Below are 24,743 nucleotides of genomic sequence, written 5' to 3'. Positions count from 1 at the left end.
CGATCGTGCCGATGTTGCAGTGCGGCTTGGTGCGTTCGAACTTTTCCTTGGCCATTCTCTTCTCTCCGTCCCCTGAAGTGAGGGGCGTATCCTGGGTTTTTCAGGGGTCCGACGGGCAGGCCCGTCGGCGGGGTTTTCAGGGGTCCGGCGGACCTTGTGGGGCCCGCCGGGATTGGTTGGTGCTTAGGCGCTGTACTTCTTGATGACTTCGTCGGCGACGTGTTGCGGCACCGCTTCGTAGTGGTCGTACTGCATGGTGAAGGCGGCGCGGCCCTGCGACATGCCCCGCAGCGTGTTCACATAGCCGAACATGTTGGCCAGCGGCACGAAGGCGTTCACGACAGTGGCGTTGCCGCGCATGTCCTGACCCTGGATCATGCCGCGACGGCCGTTCAGGTCGCCGATGACCGAACCCAGATACTCTTCAGGGGTCACGACCTCGACGGCCATGATCGGTTCCAGCAGCTTCGGTCCGCCCTTTTCACGCAGTTCCTTGAAGGCGGCGCGCGACGCGATTTCGAACGCCAGCACGCTGGAGTCGACGTCGTGGTACTTGCCGTCCGTCAGGGTCGCCTTGAAGTCGATCAGCGGGAAGCCGGCCAGCAGACCGTTTTCCTTGGCCGATTCCAGGCCCTTCTCGACGCCCGGGATGTATTCCTTCGGCACCGCGCCGCCGACGATGGCGGACTCGAACACGAAGCCCGAACCCGGCTCACCCGGCTCGAAGGTGATCATGACGCGGGCGAACTGGCCCGTACCGCCGGTCTGCTTCTTGTGGGTGTAGTCGATCTCGGCCTTGCGGCTGATCGATTCACGATAGGCCACCTGCGGCGCGCCGATGTTGGCTTCCACCTTGTAGGTGCGCTTCAGGATGTCGATCTTGATGTCCAGGTGCAGCTCGCCCATGCCCTTCAGGATCGTCTGGCCCGACTCGTGGTCGGTCGAAACGGTGAAGGACGGGTCTTCCGAGGCCAGCTTGGCTAGGGCGACGCCCAGCTTTTCCTGGTCAGCCTTCGACTTGGGCTCGACGGCGATCTCGATAACCGGGGCCGGGAACTCCATGCGCTCCAGGATGACGGGGTTCTTGATCGGGTCGCACAGGGTGTCCCCGGTGCGGGTTTCCTTCAGGCCGGCCAGGGCGACGATGTCGCCGGCGTAGGCTTCCTTGATGTCCTCGCGGTTGTTCGAGTGCATCAGCAGCATGCGACCGACGCGCTCCTTCTTGTCGCGCGACGAGTTCAGCAGGCCCATGCCCGTTTCCATCTTGCCCGAGTAGATGCGGCAGAAGGTGATCGAGCCGACGAAGGGGTCGTCCATGATCTTGAAGGCCAGAACCGACAGGGGCTCTTCGTCCGACGCCTTGCGGGTGATCGGCTCTTCGGTCTTGTAGTCGATGCCCGGGGTCGGCGGGATGTCCACCGGCGACGGCAGATAGTCGACGACGGCGTCCAGCAGCGGTTGCACGCCCTTGTTCTTGAAGGCCGAGCCGCACAGGATCGGGTAGAAGGCGCCGGTCAGCACGGCCTTGCGGATGCACTTCTTGATCACTTCTTCCGAAGGCTCGTTGCCTTCGAGGTAGGCTTCCATCGCCTCGTCGTCGAGCTCGACGGCGTTGTCGATCAGGTACTGGCGGGCTTCGTTGGCCTTGTCGACCAGATCAGCCGGGATCTCTTCGTCGCGGTACGACGCGCCCAGGCCGTCGTTGTCCCAGACAACCGCCTTCATGCGGACCAGGTCGACCAAGCCCTTCAGCTCGCTCTCGGCGCCGATCGGGAACTGGATCGGCACCGCCTTGGCGCCCAGACGGTCGCGGATCGACTCGACCGACTTGTCGAAGTCGGCGCCGATCTTGTCCATCTTGTTGACGAAGACGATGCGCGGCACGCGGTACTTGTCGGCCTGGCGCCAGACGGTTTCGGTCTGCGGCTCAACGCCGGCGTTGCCGTCCAGCACGGTCACGGCGCCGTCGAGGACGCGCAGCGAGCGTTCGACTTCAATGGTGAAGTCCACGTGGCCGGGGGTGTCGATGATGTTCAGGCGCTTGTCGTTCCAGAACGCGGTCGTGGCGGCCGACGTGATGGTGATGCCGCGTTCCTGCTCCTGGTCCATCCAGTCCATGGTGGCGGCGCCGTCGTGCACTTCGCCGATTTTGTGCGACTTGCCGGTGTAATACAGGATCCGCTCGGTCGTCGTCGTCTTGCCGGCGTCGATGTGCGCCATGATGCCGAAGTTGCGGTAGTCTTCGATTTTATGCGTGCGGGGCATAGGAGCGTGCCTTGCGGTCAGATACGGCGCCGCTACAGCGCCTCGGGAATGTTCGGATAAGCGAGCGCGGGCGATTTAGCTCAAACCGCCCGCGCCGGATAGTCACGTAAATAGGAACCCGCCGATCCTTTCGAAAGACCGGCGGCTCCTTAGAGGCTTACCAGCGGTAGTGGCTGAAGGCGCGGTTGGCTTCGGCCATCTTGTGGGTGTCTTCACGCTTCTTCACGGCGGTGCCGCGGTTGTTCGAAGCGTCCAGCAACTCGGCGGCCAGCTTTTCGGTCATGGTGTTTTCGCCGCGGTTGCGGGCGGCGTTCACCAGCCAACGGATGGCCAGGGCCTTGCGGCGGTCCGGACGGACTTCGACCGGCACCTGGTAGGTGGCGCCGCCGACGCGACGCGAGCGGACTTCGACGGCCGGGGCGACGTTTTCCAGCGCGGTGTGGAAGGTCGCGACGGGCTCCTGGTCCTTCTTCTTCTCGGCCAGGATGTCGAAGGCGCCGTACACGATGTTCTCGGCGACGGCCTTCTTACCTTCGTACATGACATAGTTCATGAACTTGGTGACGGTCAGATCCTTGAACTTGGGATCCGGCAGGACTTCGCGCTTCTGGGCGCGGTGACGACGGGACATGGGCTTGGCCTTCTATATCGGTATCGAACGGCCGGTCCGAAGCTCAACAGCCCGGACCAGCGAATGGAATGAAGCGGTCGCTTACTTCGGACGCTTGGCGCCGTAGTGCGAACGGCGCTGCTTGCGGTCCTTGACGCCTTGCGTGTCGAGCACGCCGCGCAGGATGTGGTAGCGAACGCCCGGAAGGTCCTTCACGCGGCCGCCGCGGATCAGCACAACCGAGTGCTCCTGCAGGTTGTGGCCTTCGCCCGGGATGTAGCACACGGCTTCGATGCCGGTGGTCAGACGGACCTTGGCGACCTTACGAAGCGCCGAGTTCGGCTTCTTCGGGGTCGTGGTGTAGACGCGGGTGCAGACGCCGCGGCGTTGCGGGCAACCCTTCAGGGCCGGGACCTTGTTACGGACCGGCTTGGGGGCGCGCGGCTTGCGGATCAGCTGGTTGATAGTCGGCATCGAGTACTCGTTCTTCTCTAATCGATGGGAGCGTGTGCCTTTCGGCCGGAGCGCCCCGGTGAGCCTTCTTTTCGGACGACCGGATGGTCGCCCTCGGGTGAGGTTTCGAGCCTCGTCATGACAAACACAAAAGCCGGAACGGGCGCTTCGGCCATTCCGGCGGGCACAGCCCGTGTCAATGAGTTGTCACGATCGCGGAGGAGGTCCGGGACATCCCTCTCGAAAGTGCGCGGCTTCTACGCGCGCGGGGCCGTCAGGTCAAGGGCGACGGGGCCGAAGCCTCGGGAAGGGCCGACCGCTTATCCCACGATCACGCCGTTCGCGGAAAGGCCCGGATCGGGCCGCAATACGGCCACGCTGGCCCCATCCCCTTCGCGTCAGACCAGCGGGGGACGGCGGTTGACGGAATCGGGGCGACGAACAGGGAGGATGCGCGGCGCCCTGATCGGCGCCTCGGTGGCGTTGCACCTCGCGGTGTTGCTGGCCCTGGCCCTGTCCCCGCCTCGCGCCTCCTCCGTTCCGCCCCAGCCGCGTCTGTTCGTCCTGCCGCTGGAGATCAGCCCCGCCACCAGCGCCGTGCCCGTCCGTCCGCACAGGCCCGCCCTGCCCCCGTCCCGGTCGCCTGATCCCGCGAACACGACGGGCGTCCCCGCCGCCGCCACAGCAAGCCGGCCCGCCGCCGATCCGGCCTGGCCTGCCGTCGCCGGAGACTGGCAGGTCCGCCCCGGCGACAGCCCGACGGGTTTCCGCCCGCGTCCGCGCGCCTCGGCCTGCGCCGCGCGTCAGTGGCTGGCGCCGGAGGAACAGGCCGCCTGCGACGCCCGCTTCGCCGAGCGCGCCGCCGCCGCGCCCCGGATCGCCGGAACCGGCGACGCCGACCGTGACGCCCGCTTCGCCCGGCAGGGTGCCCGCGCCCTGGCCGCCTATGAGGAACGCCGCCGGACCGGGGTGATGGAACGTCCGGTCTGCGACAAGCCTGGCCCGATCGCGGACTGCGAGGTGGAGATTCAGGTCGACATCTTCTCGACCGTGGACGGCTGGTTCCCCAACCAGCAGCGGGAGGACTGAGGTCTTGGCGAAGTCGCCCCAATACGGTCACGCTGACCGGGTCACCTGCCCCATCGATCGGGAGGACGGATGAGCGGACGCGGGTGGACGGCCCTCTCTGGCGACAGGCGCTGGCGCAAGCCGGTGCTGGTCGGCGTGTCCGTGGGCCTGCACGCGGCCGTGCTGGCCGTGCTGATCGCCAGCGGCGTCGGCGACCGGATGACTGCCGTGCCGACCCCGCCCAAGCCCATCTTCATCGAGATCGAGCCGCGCCCCCTGTTGGAGGATGAGCGGCCCCGTCCCCGCCCCACGCCCGCCCCGTCCAGCGCCGCCGAGAGCCCGCCAGCGCCGTCGTCGGCCCAGCGCGGCGTCATGGGCTTGCGCCTGCCCTTCCAACGCAGTCGGGATGAGGAGGACCGCCCATCCCCGCCCGCGCCCCGCTATGTCGCGCCCGCCCCCGGCGCGCCCACGGCTCCGACCGGGGCCGAGGCCTGGCAGGTGCGGCCCGAGACCATGGGTGACCGGGTCGGGCGCGGCCTGCGCACCCGCGGCCCCGGCTGCGCCAGCCCCCAACTGCTGAGCCGACAGGAGCAGCAGATCTGCGAGGAGCGGTTCGGCGAACGCGCCGCCGCCGCCCCGCCGATCCGCGGCACCGGCGATCCCGAGCGCGACGGCGAGTTCGCGCGTCAGGGCGCCCGCGCCCTGGCCGAATACGAGGCGCGTCGTCGTCCCCTGGCGGGCGGCGTCGGCGTGGTCGGCCCGCAGGACGGCCCCGGCTCCAACTTCGGCATGGGCGTCGCCGGCGCCCATCTGGACCCGGCGCTGCGCCCGGACTCGACCACCAACGTCCGCACCCGCCGCGACCGTGTCCGCGAGGCCGAGGAAGACTGAGCGGTCTCTCGGGTCGCGAGCGTCAGGGCACCCTCATGCGCTCAAGCAGCGAGCCGCCGCGCGGCGAGCGATAGCGCCCTCCCTGCGCGCTTCGCGCGTCCGGACATAAAAGAAAAGGGCGGCTCCGTTTCCGGGGCCGCCCTTCTCCATTCACTTCAGGTCCGAGACCCGGATCAGCCTTCCGACTTCTCCAGCTCCAGGGCCAGGTCGGCCGGCAGCGGCTCGACCGCGTCTTCGCGGGCTTGCGTCAGCTCAGCGTCACGCTCGTTGGCGATCTTCTGCAGGCTGCGCAGGTAGGCTCCCGTACCGGCCGGGATCAGACGGCCGACGATGACGTTCTCCTTCAGGCCTTCCAGGGTGTCGCGCTTGCCGTTGACCGAGGCGTCGGTCAGCACGCGCGTCGTTTCCTGGAACGAGGCCGCCGAGATGAAGCTGCGGGTCTGCAGCGACGCCTTGGTGATGCCCAGCAGGACCGGTTGCGTGGTGGCGGTACGGCCGCCGCGCTTCTCGACCTTCTCGTTCTCCAGAACAGCCTCAGCCACTTCGACGGTGTCGCCGCGGATCAGGGTGGTTTCACCCGAATCCAGGACTTCGACCTTCTGCAGCATCTGACGGACGATGACCTCGATGTGCTTGTCGTTAATCGGCACGCCTTGCAGGCGGTAGACCTCCTGCACTTCGTTCACGAGGTATTCGGCCAGCGCTTCGACGCCCTGGATGCGCAGCAGATCGTGCGGATCCGGGTTGCCGTCGATGATGTAGTCGCCCTTCTGGATCAGATCGCCGTCGTGGACGGAGATGTGTTTGCCCTTCGGGATCAGGAACTCGACCGCTTCACCCTGGTTGCCATCGGCGTCCGGCTCCGGGGTGATCTTGATGCGGCGCTTGTTCTTGTAGTCGCGACCGAACTCAACGCGGCCATCCATTTCGGCGATGACGGCGCAGTCTTTCGGACGACGGGCTTCGAACAGTTCGGCGACGCGCGGCAGACCGCCGGTGATGTCGCGGGTCTTGGCGCCTTCGGTCGGAACGCGGGCGATGATCTCGCCCGGCTTGACCTCATCGCCGTTCGACACGGACAGAACCGCGCCCACCGGCAGCAGATAGCGGGCGTCAGAGCCCGAAGCCAGCTTGGCGTAGCTGTCGCCGTTGGTCACGCCCATGGCCGGACGCAGGTCCGAACCGCGGGGCGAGGCGCGCCAGTCGCTGACGACGCGCTGGGCGATGCCCGTCGCTTCGTCGGTCTCTTCCTTGACGGAGAGGCCTTCGACCAGGTCCTCGAAGCGCACCGTACCGGCGACTTCGGTCAGGATCGGGGTGGTGTAGGGGTCCCACTCCGCCAGACGTTGGCCCTTGGCGATGTCGCCGCCTTCCTTGACGCGGATGCGGGCGCCGTACGGGACCTTGTGGGTCTCGCGGTCCTTGCCGTCGACCACCACGGTGATGGTCACGTTGCGGCTCATGGACACCAGATCGCCGTGCGCGGCCTTGACGGTCGGGCCGTTGATCCGGGCGGTCCCAGGGTTGGTCGCCTCGTAGAACGAGGTTTCCGCCACCTGGGCCGTACCGCCGATGTGGAAGGTCCGCATCGTCAGCTGGGTGCCCGGCTCGCCGATCGACTGGGCGGCGATGACGCCCACGGCTTCACCGATGTTGACGTTGGTGCCGCGCGCTAGGTCACGACCGTAGCACATGGCGCAGATGCCGGCTTCGGCTTCACAGGTCAGGGCCGAACGGACCTTGATGGACTGGACGCCGGCCTTGTCGATGACTTCGACTTCCTCTTCCTGCAGATAGGTATCCGCCGGGAACAGGACCGTGTCGCCGCCGGGCTCCTTGATGTCCTCGGCCGCGTAGCGACCCAGGACACGTTGGCCCAGCGAGACCAGCACGTCGCCGCCTTCGACCACGGCGCGCAGGGTGATGCCCCGCGTCGAGCCGCAATCGTCCTCGGTGACGATCGAGTCCTGCGCAACGTCCACCAGACGGCGGGTCAGGTAACCCGAGTTGGCGGTCTTCAGCGCGGTGTCGGCCAGACCCTTACGGGCGCCGTGGGTGGAGTTGAAGTACTCCAGCACGGTCAGGCCTTCCTTGAAGTTCGAGATGATCGGGGTCTCGATGATCTCGCCCGACGGCTTGGCCATCAGGCCCCGCATGCCGCCCAGCTGCTTCATCTGCGCCTGCGAACCACGGGCGCCCGAGTTGGCCATCATGAACACCGAGTTGATGTCGGGGTTCTGACCCTTTGCCAGAACGCGCGGCTGCGCGATCTCGCCCATCATCGCGTCGGCGATCTTGTCCGTGGCCTTGGCCCAGGCGTCGACGACCTTGTTGTACTTCTCGCCCTTGGTGATCAGGCCGTCAGCATATTGCTGCTCGTACTCTTCCACCTGGGTGCGGGTTTCCGCGACCAGACCAGCCTTGGCGGCCGGAATGACGATGTCGTCCTTGCCGAACGAGATGCCGGCCTTGGCGGCTTCGCGGAACCCCAGCTGCATCATCTGGTCGGCGAAGATGACCGTCGCCTTCTGACCACAGTGACGGTAGACCTGATCGATCAGGTTCCCGATCTCCTTCTTGGTCAGGTTCTTCTCGAGCAGGCGGTAGCCGATGTTCGGGTTGTGCGGGAGCAGGGCGCCCAGCTTCATCCGGCCCGGGGTCGAGTCGATGACCTTGGTCACGACTTCACCGGCGGCGTTCATCTCGGTCCAGCGGGCCTTGATCTTCGTGTGAAGGGTCACGGCCTTGGCGTCGAGCGCGGCGTCGATTTCACCCATGTTGGCGAACAGCTTGCCTTCGCCGACTTCGCCTTCCTTGACCAGCGACAGGTAGTACAGACCCAGGACGATGTCCTGCGACGGCACGATGATCGGCTTGCCGTTGGCGGGCGACAGGATGTTGTTCGTCGACATCATCAGGACGCGCGCTTCCAGCTGGGCCTCGAGGCTCAGCGGGACGTGCACGGCCATCTGGTCGCCGTCGAAGTCGGCGTTGAACGCGGTACAGACCAACGGATGCAGGCGGATGGCCTTGCCCTCGATCAGCTTCGGCTCGAACGCCTGGATGCCCAGACGGTGAAGCGTCGGCGCGCGGTTCAGCAGGACCGGGTGCTCGCGGATGACCTCATCCAGGATGTCCCAGACTTGCGGCTGCTCACGCTCGACCATGCGCTTGGACTGCTTGACGGTGCCCGACAGGCCCTTGGCGTCCAGACGCGCGTAGATGAAGGGCTTGAACAGCTCCAGCGCCATCTTCTTCGGCAGGCCGCACTCGTGCAGCTTCAGCTCCGGACCCACGGTGATGACCGAACGGCCCGAGTAGTCGACGCGCTTGCCGAGCAGGTTCTGACGGAAGCGACCCTGCTTGCCCTTCAGCATGTCGGCCAGCGACTTCAGCGGACGCTTGTTGGCGCCGGTGATCACGCGGCCGCGGCGACCGTTGTCGAACAGGGCGTCGACCGATTCCTGCAGCATCCGCTTTTCGTTGCGGATGATGATGTCCGGCGCGCGCAGCTCGATCAGGCGCTTCAGGCGGTTGTTCCGGTTGATGACCCGGCGATACAGGTCGTTCAGGTCGGAGGTCGCGAAACGACCGCCGTCCAGCGGCACCAGCGGGCGCAGTTCCGGCGGGATGACCGGAACGACGTTCAGGATCATCCACTCGGGCTTGTTGCCCGACTCCAGGAAGGCCTCGATCAGCTTCAGGCGCTTGGACGCCTTCTTGGCCTTCATTTCCGACGGGTTGTCGGCCAGCTCGCCGCGGTGCTTCTCAGCCTCGGCGTTCAGGTCGATGCCCATCAGCAGGTTGCGGACGGCCTCGGCGCCGATCTCGGCGGTGAAGCCGTCATCGCCAAACTCTTCCTGGTAGCGGTAGAACTCGTCTTCCGTCAGCAGTTGGTTCTGCTTCAGCGGGGTCAGGCCCGGCTCGGTGACGATGTAGTTCTCGAAATACAGGACGCGCTCGACGTCCTTCAGCGCCATGTCGAGCATCAGCGAGATGCGCGACGGCAGCGACTTCAGGAACCAGATGTGGGCGACCGGCGAGGCCAGCTCGATGTGACCCATGCGCTCGCGACGGACTCGGGCGAGGGTGACTTCAACGCCGCACTTCTCGCAGATAATGCCCTTGTACTTCATGCGCTTGTACTTGCCGCACAGGCATTCGTAATCCTTGGTCGGGCCAAAGATACGAGCGCAGAACAGGCCGTCACGCTCGGGCTTGAACGTGCGGTAGTTGATGGTTTCCGGCTTCTTGATCTCGCCGAACGACCACGAGCGGATCTTCTCCGGCGAGGCCAGGGCGATCCGGATCTGGTCGAAGGTCGGGGTGACCGGGACCGGGTTGAAGATGTTCAGGACTTCCTGGTTCATCTTTGTTCCTTCTGCGGCGGAGCCGCTAAAATTCAATCAGTTGGAGGGGGTGAAGGCTGCCCTCCCCGCCTCGACGGCGGGGAGGGTTGAAGCGATCAGCCGTTCTCCAGCTCCACGTTCAGGCCCAGCGAGCGCATTTCCTTCACGAGCACGTTGAACGACTCGGGGATGCCCGCCTCGAAGCTGTCGTCGCCGCGGACGATCGCCTCGTAGACCTTGGTCCGGCCGGCCACGTCGTCGGACTTCACCGTCAGCATTTCCTGCAGGGTGTAGGCCGCGCCGTAGGCTTCCAGCGCCCACACTTCCATTTCACCGAAGCGTTGGCCGCCGAACTGCGCCTTGCCGCCCAGCGGTTGTTGGGTGACGAGCGAGTACGGCCCGATGGAGCGGGCGTGGATCTTATCGTCGACCAGGTGGTGCAGCTTCAGCATGTAGATGTAGCCGACCGTGACCGGACGCTTGAACTGCTCGCCGGTCTGACCGTCGTAGACGATCGACTGGCCGGTGCGGTCCAGGCCCGCCTTCTCGAGCAGGTCCTCGATGTCCGAGATGTGCGCGCCATCGAAGACCGGGGTCGCGAACGGAACGCCCTTCGACAGGTTGCGGGCCAGCTCGACCAGCTCTTCTTCATCCTGCGGCAGCGGGGTGTCCGCACCGTAGATGTCCGACAGATGGTCGATCAGCGCCTGCTTCTGGCCGCCCTGTTGCCAGGCTTCCAGCAGGCCCTGGATCTGCTTGCCGAGACCGGCGGCGGCCCAACCCAGGTGGGTTTCGAAGATCTGGCCGATGTTCATGCGCGACGGCACGCCCAGCGGGTTCAGAACGACGTCGACCGACGTACCGTCTTCCAGGTGCGGCATGTCCTCGATCGGCAGGATCTTGGAGATGACGCCCTTGTTGCCGTGGCGGCCGGCCATCTTGTCGCCCGGCTGAAGCTTGCGCTTCACGGCGACGAAGACCTTGACCATCTTCATCACGCCCGGGGGCAGTTCGTCGCCGCGTTGAAGCTTCTCGACCTTGTCCTCGAAGCGACGGTCGAGGGCCTTCTTGGCGTCCTCGAACTGCTTCTTCATGGCCTCCAGCTCGCCCATCGCCTTCTCGTCGTCGAGGGCGATCTGCCACCACAGACCCTTGGACAGTTCACCCAGCTTCTCGAGGGTGACCTCGCCGCGGCCCAGGCCCTTCGGACCCGAGACGGCGGTCTTGCCCAGCAGCAGGGGCTGCAGGCGGCCGTAGACGTTGCGCTCGAGGATCTTCAGCTCGTCGTCGCGGTCCTTGCCCAGACGCTCGATCTCGGCGCGTTCGATCGCCATGGCGCGCTCGTCCTTGTCGACGCCGTGGCGGTTGAAGACGCGCACGTCGACGATGGTTCCGGCGACGCCGGGCGGCAGGCGCAGCGAGGTGTCACGGACGTCCGAAGCCTTTTCGCCGAAGATGGCGCGCAGCAGCTTCTCTTCCGGGGTCATCGGGCTTTCGCCCTTCGGCGTCACCTTGCCGACGAGGATGTCGCCCGGCTGGACTTCGGCGCCGATGGCCACGATGCCGGCCTCGTCGAGGTTGCGCAGGGCTTCCTCGCCGACGTTCGGGATGTCGCGGGTGATTTCTTCCGGTCCCAGCTTGGTGTCGCGGGCCATCACTTCGAACTCGTCGATGTGGATCGACGTGAAGATGTCGTCGCGCACGATGCGCTCCGAGATCAGGATCGAGTCTTCGAAGTTGTAGCCGTTCCAGGGCATGAAGGCGACGAGGGCGTTGCGGCCCAGAGCCAGTTCACCCAGGTCCGTCGACGGGCCGTCGGCGATCACGTCGCCGGCCTTCACCGCGTCACCCACGCGCACGATCGGGCGCTGGTTGATGCAGGTCGACTGGTTCGAACGCTGGAACTTCGACAGGCGGTAGATGTCGACGCCCGAGCGGCCCGGCTCCAGTTCACCGGTGGCGCGCACGACGATGCGGGTGCCGTCGATCTGCTCGACGACGCCTTCACGACGGGCGACCACGACGGCGCCGGAGTCCACGGCCACGACGGCTTCCATGCCGGTGCCGACCAGCGGCGCGTCCGACTGGACCAGCGGCACGGCCTGACGCTGCATGTTCGCGCCCATCAGGGCGCGGTTGGCGTCGTCGTTTTCCAGGAACGGGATCAGGGCGGCGGCGACCGAAACGACCTGCTTCGGCGACACGTCCATCATGTCGACCGTTTCCTTGGTCAGCAGCTGGGATTCACCGTTGATCCGGCCAGGGACCAGATCGTCGACGATCTGACCGTCCTTCAGCTCGATGTTCGCCTGGGCGATCGTGTACTTCGACTCCTCCATGGCCGAGATGTAGACCACCTCAGCCTGAGCCTGGCCGTCCTTCACGCGACGGTAGGGGCTCTCGATGAAGCCGTACTTGTTCACGCGGGCGTGGGTGGCCAGCGAGTTGATCAGGCCGATGTTCGGACCTTCCGGCGTCTCGATCGGGCAGATCCGGCCGTAGTGGGTCGGGTGCACGTCGCGGACTTCGAAGCCGGCGCGCTCGCGGGTCAGACCACCCGGTCCAAGGGCCGACAGGCGGCGCTTGTGGGTGATTTCCGACAGCGGGTTCGTCTGGTCCATGAACTGCGACAACTGCGAGCTGCCGAAGAACTCACGCACGGCGGCCGCGGCCGGCTTGGCGTTGATCAGGTCGTGCGGCATGACCGTGTCGATATCGACCGAGCTCATGCGCTCCTTGATCGCGCGCTCCATGCGCAGCAGGCCGACGCGGTACTGGTTTTCCAGCAGCTCGCCCACCGAGCGGACGCGACGGTTGCCCAGGTTGTCGATGTCGTCGATCTCGCCCTGACCGTCCTTCAGGCCGACCAGGATCTGCAAGACCTTCAGCACGTCTTCCTTGCGCAGGACACGGATCTCGTCCGAGACCTCCGGGCTTTCCAGACGCATGTTCATCTTGACCCGACCGACGGCCGACAGATCGTAGCGCTCGCTGTCGAAGAACAGCGACTGGAACATGGCTTCGGCGGCTTCCGGGGTCGGCGGCTCGCCCGGACGCATCACGCGGTAGACGTCGAACAGCGCGTCCTCGCGGCCGGTGTTCTTGTCAATGCGCAGGGTGTTGCGCATGTAGGCGCCGACCGTGACGTGGTCGATGTCCAGCACGTCGATGGTGGTGAAGCCCTGCTCTTCCAGCAGGTTGATCGCGGCCTGGTCCAGCTCGTCGCCGGCTTCGGCGTAGATTTCACCGGTCTCGTAGTTGACCGCGTCGGCGGCCAGGTAACGGGTCAGCAGGGCGTCGGCGGCCAGCGACAGCGACTTGGTCGTGTCACCCAGCTTCTTGGCCTGACGGGCGCTGATCTTGGTGCCGGCGGCGGCGATCACTTCGCCGGTGTCGGCGTCGACCAGATCGAACTCCGGCTTCACACCGCGCCAGCGCTCGGCCTTGTACGGCGTGACCCAACCTTCGCCGCGCTTCTCGTAAGGCACGGTCTCGTAGAAGGTCTTGAGGATTTCCTCGCCGTCCATGCCCAGAGCCATCAGGAAGGTCGAGGCCGGCAGCTTACGACGACGGTCGATACGGACGTAGACGATGTCCTTGGCGTCGAACTCGAAGTCCAGCCACGAACCGCGGTACGGGATCACGCGCGCGGCGAACAGCAGCTTGCCCGAGCTGTGCGTCTTGCCCTTGTCGTGATCGAAGAAGACGCCCGGCGAACGGTGCATCTGCGAGACGATGACCCGCTCGGTGCCGTTGACGATGAAGGTGCCCTTGTCCGTCATGAGCGGGATGTCGCCCATGTAGACGTCCTGCTCCTTGATGTCCTTGACCGAGCGCGCGCCGGTTTCCTCGTCCATTTCGAAGACGATCAGGCGCAGCTTCACCTTCAGCGGCGCGGCGTACGTCATGTCGCGCTGGATGCACTCCTCGACGTCGTACTTCGGCTCTTCGAACTCGTACGAGACGTATTCGAGGATGGCGCGTTCGTTGAAGTCCTTGATCGGGAAGACCGACTTGAAGACCGCCTCGATGCCTTCATCGGTGCGCAGGCCCGGACGGCCCTCGCGCTGAAGGAACTGTTCGTACGACGCGCGCTGAACCTCGATGAGGTTCGGCATCTGCACCGCTTCCGGGATGCGACCGAACGAGTGACGGATGCGCTTCTTGCCGGTGAACGAGGTGGCGGTGAGGAACTGACCGGAGACGGTGAGTTCCGCTTTGGACTTGGCCATTCTGTCTTCCCAATACGAGCCGGGCAGCTCGTTTCAAATGCAGCAGCCACGGTCCGCCGACTGGCGATCCGTGACGATCGGTTTCGGCGTCCACCCTCGGGCCTTGCGGTCCCAGGACACCTGAAATGTAAGGCTCCCTTGGGGAGGAGCGCGCCTTCGCACCGGTCGGAGGGCGACAAACCGGGCCTCGGCGCTTTCGCGCAGACTCATACGGAGTTAGCGGAACGGGCTGATATACTCGCTTTGACGGCGAAATAAAGGTCGCTGTGGAAAATCTTGGCGCCGCAGCGGAATTCGCCTTGCCCTTCCCGCAACCCCTGCGGTGGAGGGCGCATATGGGGTCTCTTTCCGTCCTCGCCAACTCCGGCTAGCGTCGCCTTATGACCCGTCTCCTGATCGCCGCCGCCTCCGCCCTGATCGTCGCCGCCTGCGCCTCGACGCCGACCGCCCCGCCGCCCGTCGCGCTGGGGACCGGCACCCACGAGGGCTGGACCGCCGGCAACCTCGAATACCTGCGCATCAACGGCGCGCGTAAGGGCTGGACCACCACCGAAAGCGGCCTGCAGTACCGCCGCATTGGTCGCGCCCATCCGGAAGGCCGCCAGCCAGTCGCCGCCGACACGGTCAAGGTCCACTATCGCGGGACCTTCGTGGATGGTCGCCAGTTCGACAGCAGCTACGACCGTAACGAGCCGACCGAGTTCCCGCTGAACCGCGTCATCCGCGGCTGGACCGAGGGCGTGGCCCTGATGCGGGAGGGCGAGAAGTTCGAGTTCGTCATCCCCGCCTCGCTCGGCTACGGCGAGCGCTGGGTCGGCGGCGACGAATTGCCGCCCAACTCGACCCTGTTGTTCACGGTCGAACTGCTGGAAGTAAAACCGGCGTCCTGAGCCTTCGCGGTTCAGGCCCCGTCGCCTGACCTCCCCGAAAGGCCGCCCATGCTTCGTCCCCTCCTCCTCGCCGGCCTGCTGCTCGCGGCCGCGCCGGTCGTTCATGCCCAGACGGCGACGCAGGACCATCCGACCTATGGCCCGCGGTTGGAGGGGTACGATTACCCGTTCCCGATCCACACCTTCGTCTTCACCTCCCAGCGGCAGGCGCTGGAGATGGTCTATATGGACCTGGCCCCGACCGCCGCGCCCAATGGCCGGACCATCGTCCTGCTTCACGGCAAGAATTTCTGCGCCGCCACCTGGACGCCGACGATCAATGCCCTGACCGCCGACGGCTATCGCGTCATCGCCGTGGACCAGATCGGCTTCTGCAAGTCGTCCAAGCCCGAGGCCTACCAGTTCACCCTGTCGCAACTGGCCGCCAACACCCGCGCCCTGCTGGACAGCCTGGATGTCGAGCGGCCCATCGTCATGGGCCATTCCATGGGCGGCATGCTGGGCCTCCGCTATGCGCTGCAGAACCCGGACGCCGTTTCGCGGCTGGTGCTGGTCAATCCCATCGGACTGGAGGACTGGCAGGCCGAGGGCGTGCCCTACGCCCAGCTTGACGACGCCTTCGCGGGCGAGCGCCGCACCACCTTCGACAGCATCAAGACCTATCAGCGCCGCTTCTACTATGACGGCGACTGGCAGGCCCGCTACGATGAGCCCGTGGGCATGCTGGCGGGTATGTACGCCGGGCCGGGCGGCGAGGTGGTCGCCTGGAACCAGGCCCAGACCTCCGACATGATCTTCACCCAGCCAGTCGTGCAGGAACTGTCGAGCCTGCGCGTCCCGGTCCTGCTGTTCATCGGCGAGATGGACCGCACCGCCCCCGGCGCCGCCCGCGCCACGCCAGAGGTTCAGGCCCGGCTGGGCCGCTACGATCTGCTCGGCCACCGCACGGTGCAGGCCATTCCGCAGGCCCGCCTGATCGCCTTCCCCGACCTGGGCCATTCGCCTCAGGTGGAGGCGCCGGAGGTCTTCCACGCCGCCCTGCTGGCCGCGCTGGACTCGCCCCACTGACGCCCCGCCGCCCGATGCGACGGATTCCAACATGACAGCGATTTAATGCAGGGGTCGCCCCATCGGGTTGACCCCCGCCGCCCCGCGCAGTGATCTGCGTCCCTTCCGCGTTCCGCTCCAGAGTGCCTTTCATGATGCGTCCGACCACCCGCCTGATCGCGACCGCCTGCGCCGCCGCGCTGCTGCTGGGCTCCGCGCCCGCCCTGGCTCAGGTCGGCACGCCCGCCCTGCCCGTGGCCTTGGCCCCCATCCCCGCCCCGCGCGACGTCGCCTATCCGGCGCCCATCGCCATCGAGGTGGACGCCACAGACATCGACCGCCGCATCGTCTCTATCAAACAGACTGTGCCGGTGACCGGCGCGGGTCCGCTGATCCTGCTCTATCCGCAGTGGATCCCCGGCGCCCACGGCCCGGTCGGCCCGGTGGATGACGTCGCCGATCTGCGCGTCACCGCCAACGGCCAGCCCCTGCGCTGGGTCCGCAACACGGTCCAGACCAACGCCTTCCAGGTCGAGGTTCCGGCCGGCGTATCGGCCGTCGAGGTCAGCTTCAAATGGCTGACGCCCATTGAGGGCTCGCAGGGCCGCGTGGTCATCACCGACGACATGCTGAACATCCAGTGGGAGAAGGCCCTCCTCTATCCGGCGGGCTACTACTCGCGTCAGATCACCTTCCAGCCGACCCTACGCCTGCCCGCAGGCTGGCAGTACGGCACGGCGCTGGACACCCGCTCGTTCCAGAACGGCGTGGCCGTCTTCGCCCCGGTCACCCTCGAGCATTTCGCTGACAGCCCGCTGTTCGCCGGTCGCCACTATCGCCAGATCGACCTCGATCCGGGCGGCCGCTCTCCCGTGCGCCTGAACGTCGTCGCCGATACCGCAGAGCAGCTGGCCGCCACCGACGCCCACATCGACCAGCACCGCGAACTGGTCCGTCAGGCCGACCGCCTGTTCGGCGCCCGCCACTATAATCACTACGACTTCCTGCTGGCCGTGACCGACCATCTGGGCGGGATCGGGCTGGAGCACATGCGCTCGTCCGAAAACAGCGTCGATACGAAATACTTCACCGACCCGACCGGCACCCTGGCCGACCGCGACCTGCTGGGCCACGAATACACCCACAGCTGGAACGGCAAATGGCGTCGCCCGGCGGACCAGCTGACCCCGACCCTGAACGAGCCGCTGCAGAACTCCCTGCTCTGGGTCTATGAGGGCCAGACCCAGTACTGGGGCCTGATCCTGACCGCCCGCGCGGGCCTGATGACCAAGCAGCAGGCGCTGGACGTCTTCGCCAACACCGCCGCGACCTATGCCGACGGCAATCCGGGCCGCGAATGGCGCGCCATGCAGGACACCACCAACGATCCGATCATCGCCCAGCGCCGCGCCCAGCCCTGGCCCAGCCGCCAGCGAAGCGAGGACTACTATCGCGAAGGCGCGATGATCTGGCTGGACGCCGACACCCTGATCCGCGAGCAGACCGACGGCCGCAAGTCGCTGGACGACTTCGCCAAGGCCTTCTTCGGCGTGCAGGACGGCAACTGGGACCCGGCGCCCTACACCTTCACCGACGTGACCTCGACCCTGAACGGGGTGCAGTCCAATGACTGGGCGACCTTCCTGCGGGATCGTCTGGACGCCGTCGGCCCCGACGCCCGCGGGCCGCTGGGCGGCATTGAGCGCGGCGGCTACCGTCTGGTCTGGCGCGAGGCCCCCAACGCCTACTCCCGCGCCCTGAACACCGAGCTGGGCCGTGTCGACTTCCAGTATTCGCTGGGCCTGTCGCTCAACGGCTCGAACCGCGTCACCGCCGTCCGCTGGGGCTCCCCGGCGTTCGAGGCGGGCCTGCGCTCGGGCTGGGAAGTGGTGGCCGTCAACGGCCGAACCGCCAACGCCGCCGTCATCGCCGAGGCCATCACCGCCTCGAAGGGCAACAGCACCCCGATCCAGATGATGCTCAAGAACGGCGACCGCTTCCGCACCATCGACTTCGACTACCACGACGGCCTACGCTACCCGCACCTGGAGCGGATCGAGGGCACGCCCGACCGGCTGGGCGATATCCTGTCGCCGCGTCGTCGCTGATTTCGAGTATGCCTGACATGATCAAGCCCGCCGCCCTCGCCCTGCTGCTCGCCTCGACAGCCCTGCCCGCCATGGCGCAGGTCCCCGCCTCCCAGGCCCAGGCGCCGCTGCCCGCGCCGACCAGCCTGCCGCACGCCCTGCCGCCGATCCCCGCGCCGCAGGACCGCGACTATCCGGGCGTCATCGGCATCCGCGTCGACCTGACCGACCTCGACCACAAGGTCATCCGCACCCGCCAGACCATCCCGGTCTCGGCGGGCCATCTGGTCCTGCAGTATCCGAAATACATCCCGGGCAACCACGCCGACACCGGCCCGATCCAGCTGATCTCGGGCCTGACCGTCACGGGCAATAGCCAGCGGATCGAGTGGGTGCGCGACACGGTCGATCCCCACGCCTTCCACCTCGACATCCCGGCGGGCGTGTCGACCATCGAGGTGTCGTTCGAGTGGCTGACCCAGCCGGACAACGCCGTCTGGCGCGTGGTCATGACGCCCGAGATGGTCAATCTGCAGTGGGAGAAGGCCCTCCTCTATCCGGCGGGTTACAACCACAGCCGCATCACCTTCGCCCCATCGGTCGTCCTGCCGACCGGCTGGAATTACGGCGTGGCGCTGGACACCACGGGGCGCGAAGGCGACGTGGCGACCTTCGCCCCGATAAATCTCGAGCATCTGGCCGACAGCCCCATGTTCGCGGGCCGTCACTACCGCCGCGTGGACATCGACCCGGGCGGCCGCTCGCCGGTCCATCTGAACCTCGTCGGCGACACCGCCGCCTCGATCAACATCACCCCGGAGTGGACGGCCAAGTACGAGGCTCTCGTCGATCAGGCCGACCACCTGTTCGGCGCCCGCCATTTCGACCGCTACGAGTTCCTGCTGGGCCTGACCAACCAGATGGGCGGGATCGGGCTGGAGCATCACCGCTCATCCGAGAACACCGCAGCCCCCAACTACTTCTCCAGCGCCAACCCGGCCTATGGCGCGCGCGGCCTGCTGCCTCACGAGTACGTCCACAGCTGGAACGGCAAATTCCGCCGTCCGTCCGACGAATACGTCGCCAACCTCAACGTCCCGACCCAGAACACCCTGATGTGGGTCTATGAGGGCCAGACCGAATACTGGGGCGACGTCCTGACCCCGCGCTCGGGCCTCGGCACCTTCGAGGAGGCCGTGATCAACCTGGCCGAGGTAGCGGGCTTCTATGACCAGCAGCCCGGCCGCCAATGGCGCGCCCTGCAGGACACCACCAACCACAACCTGCTCGGCTACCGGCTGACCAATCCCTGGTCGTCGTGGATGCGCGGCACCGGCGACTACTACCGCGAGGCCCTGCTAATCTGGCTGGACGCCGACACCCTGATCCGGTCCGAGACCAACGACCGCAAGTCGCTGGACGACTTCGCCAAGGCCTTCTTCGGCGTCGAGGACGGCGTCTGGGAGGCCCGCCCCTATACGTTCGAGGATGTGGTCACGACCCTGAACGCCGTGCACCCGCACGACTGGGCTGCCTTCCTCCGCACCCGTCTGGACGCCGTCGGCCCCGACGCCAAGGCCCCGCTGGACGGTCTCGAGCGCGCCGGCTGGCGCCTGACCTACGTCGATGAGCTGACCCCGGTCGAGAAGCGGATGTTCGGCGGCTGGGGCGGCGACTTCCAGTATTCCCTGGGCTTCAGCCTGTCGGGCACGCGCATCACCGGCGTCCGCTGGGGCTCGCTGGCGTTCGATCAGGGGCTGGGCGCGGGCTGGGAGCTGGTGGCCGTCGGCGACCGGGTCGGCTCGGCCGACGCCCTGCGCGCCGCCGTCACCGCGGCCAAGACCAGCCCCGATCCGATCCGGCTGGTCCTCAAGCGCGGCGACGAGTTCCGCACCATCGCCTTCGACTACCACGGCGGCCTGCGCTATCCGCGCCTGGTCCGCATCGAGGGCACGCGCGACCGTCTGGCCGACATCTTCGCCCCGCGCCGTCGCTAGGGGGCGACTTACGGAAACGTAATGAGGCGGCCCGCATCCATCCGGTGGCCGGGCGGCCTCTTCCTCCATTAGCGTGACTGTCGCGCTTGAAGGGGGTTCCCAGTGTCCAATCGCATTCTCTCCGGCGTTCGCCTCCGCGCGCGCCTCGGCTGCACCGTCGCCGCGGTCCTGGCGCTCACCGCCGCGCCCGCCCTCGCCCAGGACGTGGCTCGCATGGAGCAGGTCGTCCGCAGCTCGCTGGACCGCAATGAGTTCACCGGCTCGGTGCTGGTCGCGCGCGGCGATCAGGTCCTGTTGGATCAGGGCTTCGGCCTGGCCAATCGCGAGTGGAACATTCCCAACGCCGGCGACACCAAATTCCGCCTCGGCTCGGTCAGCAAGCAGTTCACCGCCGTCGCCATCCTGCAGTTGCGCGAGCGCGGGCTGATCGACATCGACGCCCCGGTGAAGACCTGGCTGCCGGACGCCCCGGCCGGCTGGGACGCCATTACCCCGCGCCACCTGATGGCCCACACGGCCGGCCTGCCCAATGTCACCTCGCTCGACAGCTTCCGCGCCTACAAGATGCAGGAAACGACGCCCGAGGCGACCCTGGCCCTGTTCCGCGACCTGCCGCTGGACTTCCAGCCGGGTCAGGATTTCGCCTACTCCAACTCCGGCTATCTGCTGCTCAGCCTGATCATCGAGAAGGCGAGCGGCCAGTCCTACGCCGACTATTTGGATCAGCACCTGTTCCGCCCGCTGGGCATGGCCGACAGCGGCTATGACGTCTCGGCCACCGTCCTGCCCCGGCGCGCCTCCGGCTACACCCCCGCTCCCGGCGGCGGCTTCGCCAACGCCGAATACATCAACATGGTCGTGCCCCAGGGCGCCGGCGCCCTCTACTCGACCACCCGCGACCTGCTGAAGTGGGAAGAGGGCCTGTTCGGCGGCCGCCTGCTGGATCCGGAGTCCATGGCCCTTCTGACCACACCGGTCCGCAGCGGCTACGCCTTCGGCCTAGGCGTCCGACCCAGCCAGGGCGGCCAGTTGCTGCTGCACAGCGGCGGCATCGAGGGCTTCAACACCTTCATGGCCCACGACACCGGCAGCGACATGACCGTCATCGTCCTAGGCAACCTCAACGGCCCGGCCCCCGACAAGATCGGCGCGGACCTGATGACCCTGGCCAACGGCGGGACCGTCACCCTGCCCGAAGAGCGCAGCGAGATCACCGTCTCCGCCGAAGACCTGCGCGCCTATGAGGGCGTCTATGAACTGGCCCCGACCTTCTCGATCACCATCGCGGTCGTGGACGGCGGCCTGACCGCCCAGGCCACCGGTCAGCAAGCCCTGGCGCTGTCGCCGGAAGCCCAGGACGCCTTCTTCCTGCGCATGGTCGACGCCCGCATCACCTTCACCCGTGACGCCTCGGGCGTGGTCGAAAGCCTGACCCTGCACCAGAACGGCCGCGAGATGCCGGGCCGCAAGCGCTAGGCCGCATCGTCGAAGCCCAAAAGAAAACGGGCCGGAGGTTTCCCTCCGGCCCGTTCATGCTTTGCAAGCCATCGCCCCGAGGGGCGACTGCCAGAAGCCAGATTACTTGATCTGGATCTTGGCGCCGGCTTCGGTCAGCTTCTTGGCGATTTCGTCGGCGGTTTGCTTCGAAACGTTCTCGACGACGTTCTGCGGAGCGCCTTCGACCAGGTCCTTGGCTTCCTTCAGACCCAAGTCCGAACGCACGCCACGGACTTCCTTGATGACGTTGATCTTCTTGTCGCCGCCGTCAACCAGGACAACGGTGAACTCGGTTTGCTCTTCGCCGGCCGGAGCGGCGTCGCCACCGCCGGCAGCCGGAGCGGCAGCCATGGCGACCGGAGCAGCGGCGCTCACGCCCCACTTTTCTTCCAGCAGCTTCGACAGTTCAGCGGCTTCCAGGACGGTCAGAGCCGACAGGTCTTCAACGATTTTGGCGAGATCAGCCATGGGGTAGTTCCTTCGGTAGGATGGGGTTCAGTAGAGAGTTTGCAGAGATGAAAGTCGGCGGTCCGCTTACGCGGCGTCCTTCGTGGCGTAGGCGTTGAAAACGCGAGCCAGTTGGCCGGCCGGGGCCTGAACGACGGCGGCGATCTTGGTCGCCGGGGCGTTGATGAGGCCGAGCAGCGAGGCGCGGATCTGATCCAGCGACGGCAGCTTGGAGAGAGTCTCCACGCCCTTCGCGTCCAGAACCTTTTCACCCATGAAGCCGCCCAGAACGACGAACTTGTCGTTGCCCTTGGCGAATTCGGCGGTGACCTTGGCGGCCGTCACCGGATCGTTGGCATAGGCGATGCCCACCGGACCCTTGAACAGGCCGTGGTAGTCGCTGCCTTCGTCGGCTTCGAGCGCCTTCAGCGCCAGGCGGTTCTTGACCACCTTGAACGCGGCGCCTTCTTTACGAAGGCGGCCACGCAGGTCTTCCATTTCCGCAACGGTCAGACCCAGGTTGTGGGTCACGACCACGGCGCCCGCGTCGGCGAAAACGCCCTTCAGCGTTTCGATCGACTCGGCTTTTTGTGCGCGGTCCATTGCGGTCTCCAGTCTTGGTACTCGCCGCCGGGCTTATTCCCGACGACGTTGTGGCCAAAGCGCCGCGCATCGCTGCGAGACGTTCAGGCCGGTCGTATTGTCCGAAGGAAGCTCAAACCCCGTGCCCCCGGAAAACCGGGTGACGGCGATCGTCTGCATCCCCATCTCCCCACGGCGTCAGGAGGCTCCCTGACAGTTACGGCATGGGTGGCCCCCACGCCCCGAAGTTCTCGGACAGGACCGCCGCGTCCCGAAGGCTGCGACGGAGAAGGCGCGCTCTATACACGCAATCCCCGCAAACTCAAGCCGGTTCGACGTTTGCAGGTCAACTGCACCGGAAATCCTCAAGACAGGGCCGGAAATCCGGGGCAGGCTCCCCTCAACCATAAGGAGGGGATCGCATGAGCGACGCCGTCGAGGCCACCGGCCGCAACAGTCTGGGTCGGGCCGGAACGCCCGCCCTGGCGGGATTTCGACTGGCGGTCGGCCTGCTGCAGGGCGGGGCTTTGTGGTGGCTGTATCGCAGCGCCCAGGTCCACGACTACAGCCAGCCGGTCCTCGAGCAGCTGAGTTGGCCCGCCACCGTCCCGGAACTGTTCGGACCGCTGGCCATGATCCTCGTCATGGTCCCGGTCCTCCTGCTCGCGGGCGCGGGGCGGATGCGCCCCCTGACCCTGGCCCTTTGGGCGCTGGGCGCGACCACCTTCCTGGCCCTGTTGGGCTGGCACGGCGTCGCCGCCCAGTCCGTCGCGGACTACGGCCCGGCGACCCGGCCGCCCTTCCTGCCCTGGCCCATGCCCCTGTTCGCTGCGGCGGCCCTCTTCATCGGCCACCACCTGGTCCTGCCGGCCGATCTGGAGCGCAAGCGGATCGCCGCCTTCCCCACCTATTTCGACACCGCCTGGAAGGCCGGGGTTCAACTGGCCCTGTCGATAGGGTTCACGATCGCCTTCTGGATCCTGCTCCACCTCGGCGCGGCCCTGTTCAGGATCATCGGCCTGGAGTTTCTCAAGGACCTCATCAACGAGTCCTGGTTCTCCATCCCCGTCACGACGCTGATGTTCTCGGTCGCCGTCCACCTGACGGATGTGCGTGACGGCCTGATCCGGGGCGTGCGCAGCGTCGCCCTGATGCTGCTGTCGTGGCTGCTGTTGCTCATGACCGTGCTGGCGGCGGGCTTCCTCGCCGCCCTGCCCTTCACCGGCCTGCAGGGCCTGTGGGACACCGGCAGCGCCACGGCGCTGGTCCTGTCGGCCGCCGCCGCCCTGATCATCCTCATCAACACTGCCTATCAGGACGGACGCGCCGACAACCTGCCGCCCCGCATCCTGCAGTGGACCGTGCGCGTCGCCGCCGTCCTGCTGACGCCGCTGGTCATCCTGGCCTTCTGGGGACTGGCCCTGCGCATCGGCCAGCACGGCCTCACGCCCGACCGGATCATCGCCCTGGCCTGCGCCGTCATCGGCGCCGCCTACGCTGGCGGCTACGGCTTCGCGGCCCTCAAGCCCTTCTGGCGCAAGGGCGCGGGCTGGATGCAGCCGCTGGAGCGCACCAACATCCTGACCGCCGGCCTGGCCATCCTCGTCATCCTCGCCCTGTTCAGCCCCCTCGCCGACCCCGCCCGCCTGTCCGTCGCCGACCAGGTCGCCCGGCTGGAGCGCGGCGCCGTGAAACCGGACCAGTTCGACTTCCGCTTCCTGCGCTTCGAAAGCGGCAAGGTCGGTGAAGCGGCGCTGCAGCGGCTGACCCGTTCGTCCAACACCGATGTCGCCGAGCGCGCCAAACGCGTCGCCGCCATCAAGGAGCGCTGGGACGCGCGCGATGAAGGCCAGCCGGATCGCACCCCGATGTTCGAGGTCGTCGGATCGCCGCTGCCGGAGGACTTCGCGCGCGGGGTCCGCCCGGACGATGACCGTTACGACTGCATGGGTCAGGGCGCCTGCGTCGCTAAGGCCATGGATCTGGACGGCGACGGCGCCGTGGAGGTGTTGGTGGCGCGATCCTTCAACATCATCCTGTGGGCCCGGAACGAAAAAGGCGTCTGGACCGCGCAGGGGACCTACACCAATCCGCGCTGCGGCAGTGGTCCGCGCGAGGACCTCCGGGATCGGCTGAAGCGCGACGAAGTGCGAACCACCACGCCTCGGTGGCCTTCCCTGACCTTCGGCGACGGCCCTCCCGCGACGCCGCAGATCGATGTCCGCGCCTTCTGTACGGAGGCGTCGGCGGACGCAGGCCGTTAACGCCCCGCTCACCCTGCCCGACCACCTGATCTTCACCTTGTGAGGCCTAAAACGTCCCGGAATG

Annotated in this window: 15 protein-coding genes; 8 read left to right on the top strand and 7 right to left on the bottom strand. The window is 66.8% G+C overall.

What is annotated here, in order from left to right:
• Positions 1-183 precede the first annotated feature (183 nt).
• The 3 genes from fusA to rpsL all read right to left on the bottom strand — a co-directional run bounded on the left by fusA (position 184) and on the right by rpsL (position 3,349).
• Positions 184-2,265 carry an elongation factor G gene (gene fusA, locus ACTIEF_RS12250; protein WP_439472420.1) on the bottom strand — a complete coding sequence of 694 codons (2,082 nt, stop codon included), beginning with the start codon at positions 2,263-2,265 and terminating at the stop codon, positions 184-186.
• Positions 2,266-2,422: 157 nt separating this feature from the next.
• The gene (rpsG, locus tag ACTIEF_RS12245; protein WP_141626243.1) at positions 2,423-2,896 is read right to left on the bottom strand and encodes a 30S ribosomal protein S7; all 474 of its coding nucleotides are present in this window, start codon (positions 2,894-2,896) and stop codon (positions 2,423-2,425) included.
• An 81-nt stretch (positions 2,897-2,977) separates the two neighbouring features.
• On the bottom strand, positions 2,978-3,349 hold the full coding sequence (rpsL, locus tag ACTIEF_RS12240; protein WP_056453566.1) for a 30S ribosomal protein S12: 372 nt from the start codon (positions 3,347-3,349) through the stop codon (positions 2,978-2,980).
• A gap of 429 nt (positions 3,350-3,778) precedes the next feature.
• Here rpsL and ACTIEF_RS12235 point away from each other — a divergent pair, with 429 nt between their 5' ends.
• Positions 3,779-4,417, top strand: a complete 639-nt coding sequence (locus ACTIEF_RS12235; protein WP_439472419.1) for a hypothetical protein — start codon at positions 3,779-3,781, stop codon at positions 4,415-4,417.
• A 69-nt stretch (positions 4,418-4,486) separates the two neighbouring features.
• Entirely contained in the window at positions 4,487-5,287 is an 801-nt protein-coding gene (locus ACTIEF_RS12230) for a hypothetical protein (RefSeq protein ID WP_439472418.1), read from the top strand.
• Positions 5,288-5,460: 173 nt separating this feature from the next.
• Here the strand turns inward: ACTIEF_RS12230 and rpoC are convergent, their stop codons facing one another.
• Complete coding sequence (gene rpoC / locus ACTIEF_RS12225; RefSeq protein WP_439472417.1) at positions 5,461-9,657, bottom strand: DNA-directed RNA polymerase subunit beta'; 4,197 nt, start codon at positions 9,655-9,657, stop codon at positions 5,461-5,463.
• A 95-nt stretch (positions 9,658-9,752) separates the two neighbouring features.
• Entirely contained in the window at positions 9,753-13,868 is a 4,116-nt protein-coding gene (rpoB, locus tag ACTIEF_RS12220) for a DNA-directed RNA polymerase subunit beta (RefSeq protein ID WP_439472416.1), read from the bottom strand.
• A 380-nt stretch (positions 13,869-14,248) separates the two neighbouring features.
• On the opposite strand from rpoB, the gene ACTIEF_RS12215 reads away from it, so the two are divergent.
• The 5 genes from ACTIEF_RS12215 (at position 14,249) to ACTIEF_RS12195 (ending at position 21,365) form a co-directional block, all read left to right on the top strand.
• Positions 14,249-14,758 carry an FKBP-type peptidyl-prolyl cis-trans isomerase gene (locus tag ACTIEF_RS12215; protein ID WP_439472415.1) on the top strand — a complete coding sequence of 170 codons (510 nt, stop codon included), beginning with the start codon at positions 14,249-14,251 and terminating at the stop codon, positions 14,756-14,758.
• A gap of 48 nt (positions 14,759-14,806) precedes the next feature.
• A complete protein-coding gene (locus ACTIEF_RS12210; RefSeq protein ID WP_439472414.1) occupies positions 14,807-15,826 on the top strand; it encodes an alpha/beta fold hydrolase in 1,020 nt (339 codons plus the stop codon).
• Positions 15,827-15,960: 134 nt separating this feature from the next.
• Positions 15,961-17,913 carry a M61 family metallopeptidase gene (locus ACTIEF_RS12205; RefSeq protein ID WP_439472426.1) on the top strand — a complete coding sequence of 651 codons (1,953 nt, stop codon included), beginning with the start codon at positions 15,961-15,963 and terminating at the stop codon, positions 17,911-17,913.
• 8 nt (positions 17,914-17,921) lie between these two features.
• A complete protein-coding gene (locus ACTIEF_RS12200) occupies positions 17,922-19,889 on the top strand; it encodes a M61 family metallopeptidase (protein WP_439472413.1) in 1,968 nt (655 codons plus the stop codon).
• 102 nt (positions 19,890-19,991) lie between these two features.
• Positions 19,992-21,365, top strand: coding sequence for a serine hydrolase (locus ACTIEF_RS12195; RefSeq protein WP_439472412.1), 1,374 nt, complete (start codon positions 19,992-19,994; stop codon positions 21,363-21,365).
• 102 nt (positions 21,366-21,467) lie between these two features.
• Here the strand turns inward: ACTIEF_RS12195 and rplL are convergent, their stop codons facing one another.
• Both rplL and rplJ read right to left on the bottom strand, forming a co-directional pair.
• A complete protein-coding gene (gene rplL / locus ACTIEF_RS12190) occupies positions 21,468-21,854 on the bottom strand; it encodes a 50S ribosomal protein L7/L12 (protein WP_439472411.1) in 387 nt (128 codons plus the stop codon).
• A 66-nt stretch (positions 21,855-21,920) separates the two neighbouring features.
• Positions 21,921-22,436, bottom strand: coding sequence for a 50S ribosomal protein L10 (rplJ, locus tag ACTIEF_RS12185; protein WP_439472410.1), 516 nt, complete (start codon positions 22,434-22,436; stop codon positions 21,921-21,923).
• A gap of 401 nt (positions 22,437-22,837) precedes the next feature.
• Between rplJ and ACTIEF_RS12180 the strand changes: the two genes are divergently transcribed.
• The gene (locus ACTIEF_RS12180) at positions 22,838-24,679 is read left to right on the top strand and encodes a DUF4153 domain-containing protein (protein ID WP_439472409.1); all 1,842 of its coding nucleotides are present in this window, start codon (positions 22,838-22,840) and stop codon (positions 24,677-24,679) included.
• The last annotated feature ends 64 nt before the right edge of the window (positions 24,680-24,743 follow it).

Source organism: Brevundimonas sp., from assembly GCF_051858995.1.
Lineage (GTDB): Bacteria > Pseudomonadota > Alphaproteobacteria > Caulobacterales > Caulobacteraceae > Brevundimonas.
Note: the sequence above shows the minus strand (reverse complement) of the source record. Positions and strands in the feature narration are given on the sequence as shown.

Coding starts and splice junctions, on each gene's coding strand:
- ACTIEF_RS12200 (WP_439472413.1), top strand. CDS start 17,922: ATGCCTGACATGATCAAGCCCGCCGCCCTCGCCCTGCTGCTCGCCTCG.
- rpsG (WP_141626243.1), bottom strand. CDS start 2,896: ATGTCCCGTCGTCACCGCGCCCAGAAGCGCGAAGTCCTGCCGGATCCC.
- ACTIEF_RS12180 (WP_439472409.1), top strand. CDS start 22,838: ATGAGCGACGCCGTCGAGGCCACCGGCCGCAACAGTCTGGGTCGGGCC.
- rplJ (WP_439472410.1), bottom strand. CDS start 22,436: ATGGACCGCGCACAAAAAGCCGAGTCGATCGAAACGCTGAAGGGCGTT.
- ACTIEF_RS12215 (WP_439472415.1), top strand. CDS start 14,249: ATGACCCGTCTCCTGATCGCCGCCGCCTCCGCCCTGATCGTCGCCGCC.
- ACTIEF_RS12205 (WP_439472426.1), top strand. CDS start 15,961: ATGCGTCCGACCACCCGCCTGATCGCGACCGCCTGCGCCGCCGCGCTG.
- rpoB (WP_439472416.1), bottom strand. CDS start 13,868: ATGGCCAAGTCCAAAGCGGAACTCACCGTCTCCGGTCAGTTCCTCACC.
- rplL (WP_439472411.1), bottom strand. CDS start 21,854: ATGGCTGATCTCGCCAAAATCGTTGAAGACCTGTCGGCTCTGACCGTC.
- rpsL (WP_056453566.1), bottom strand. CDS start 3,349: ATGCCGACTATCAACCAGCTGATCCGCAAGCCGCGCGCCCCCAAGCCG.
- ACTIEF_RS12235 (WP_439472419.1), top strand. CDS start 3,779: ATGCGCGGCGCCCTGATCGGCGCCTCGGTGGCGTTGCACCTCGCGGTG.
- fusA (WP_439472420.1), bottom strand. CDS start 2,265: ATGCCCCGCACGCATAAAATCGAAGACTACCGCAACTTCGGCATCATG.
- ACTIEF_RS12210 (WP_439472414.1), top strand. CDS start 14,807: ATGCTTCGTCCCCTCCTCCTCGCCGGCCTGCTGCTCGCGGCCGCGCCG.
- rpoC (WP_439472417.1), bottom strand. CDS start 9,657: ATGAACCAGGAAGTCCTGAACATCTTCAACCCGGTCCCGGTCACCCCG.
- ACTIEF_RS12230 (WP_439472418.1), top strand. CDS start 4,487: ATGAGCGGACGCGGGTGGACGGCCCTCTCTGGCGACAGGCGCTGGCGC.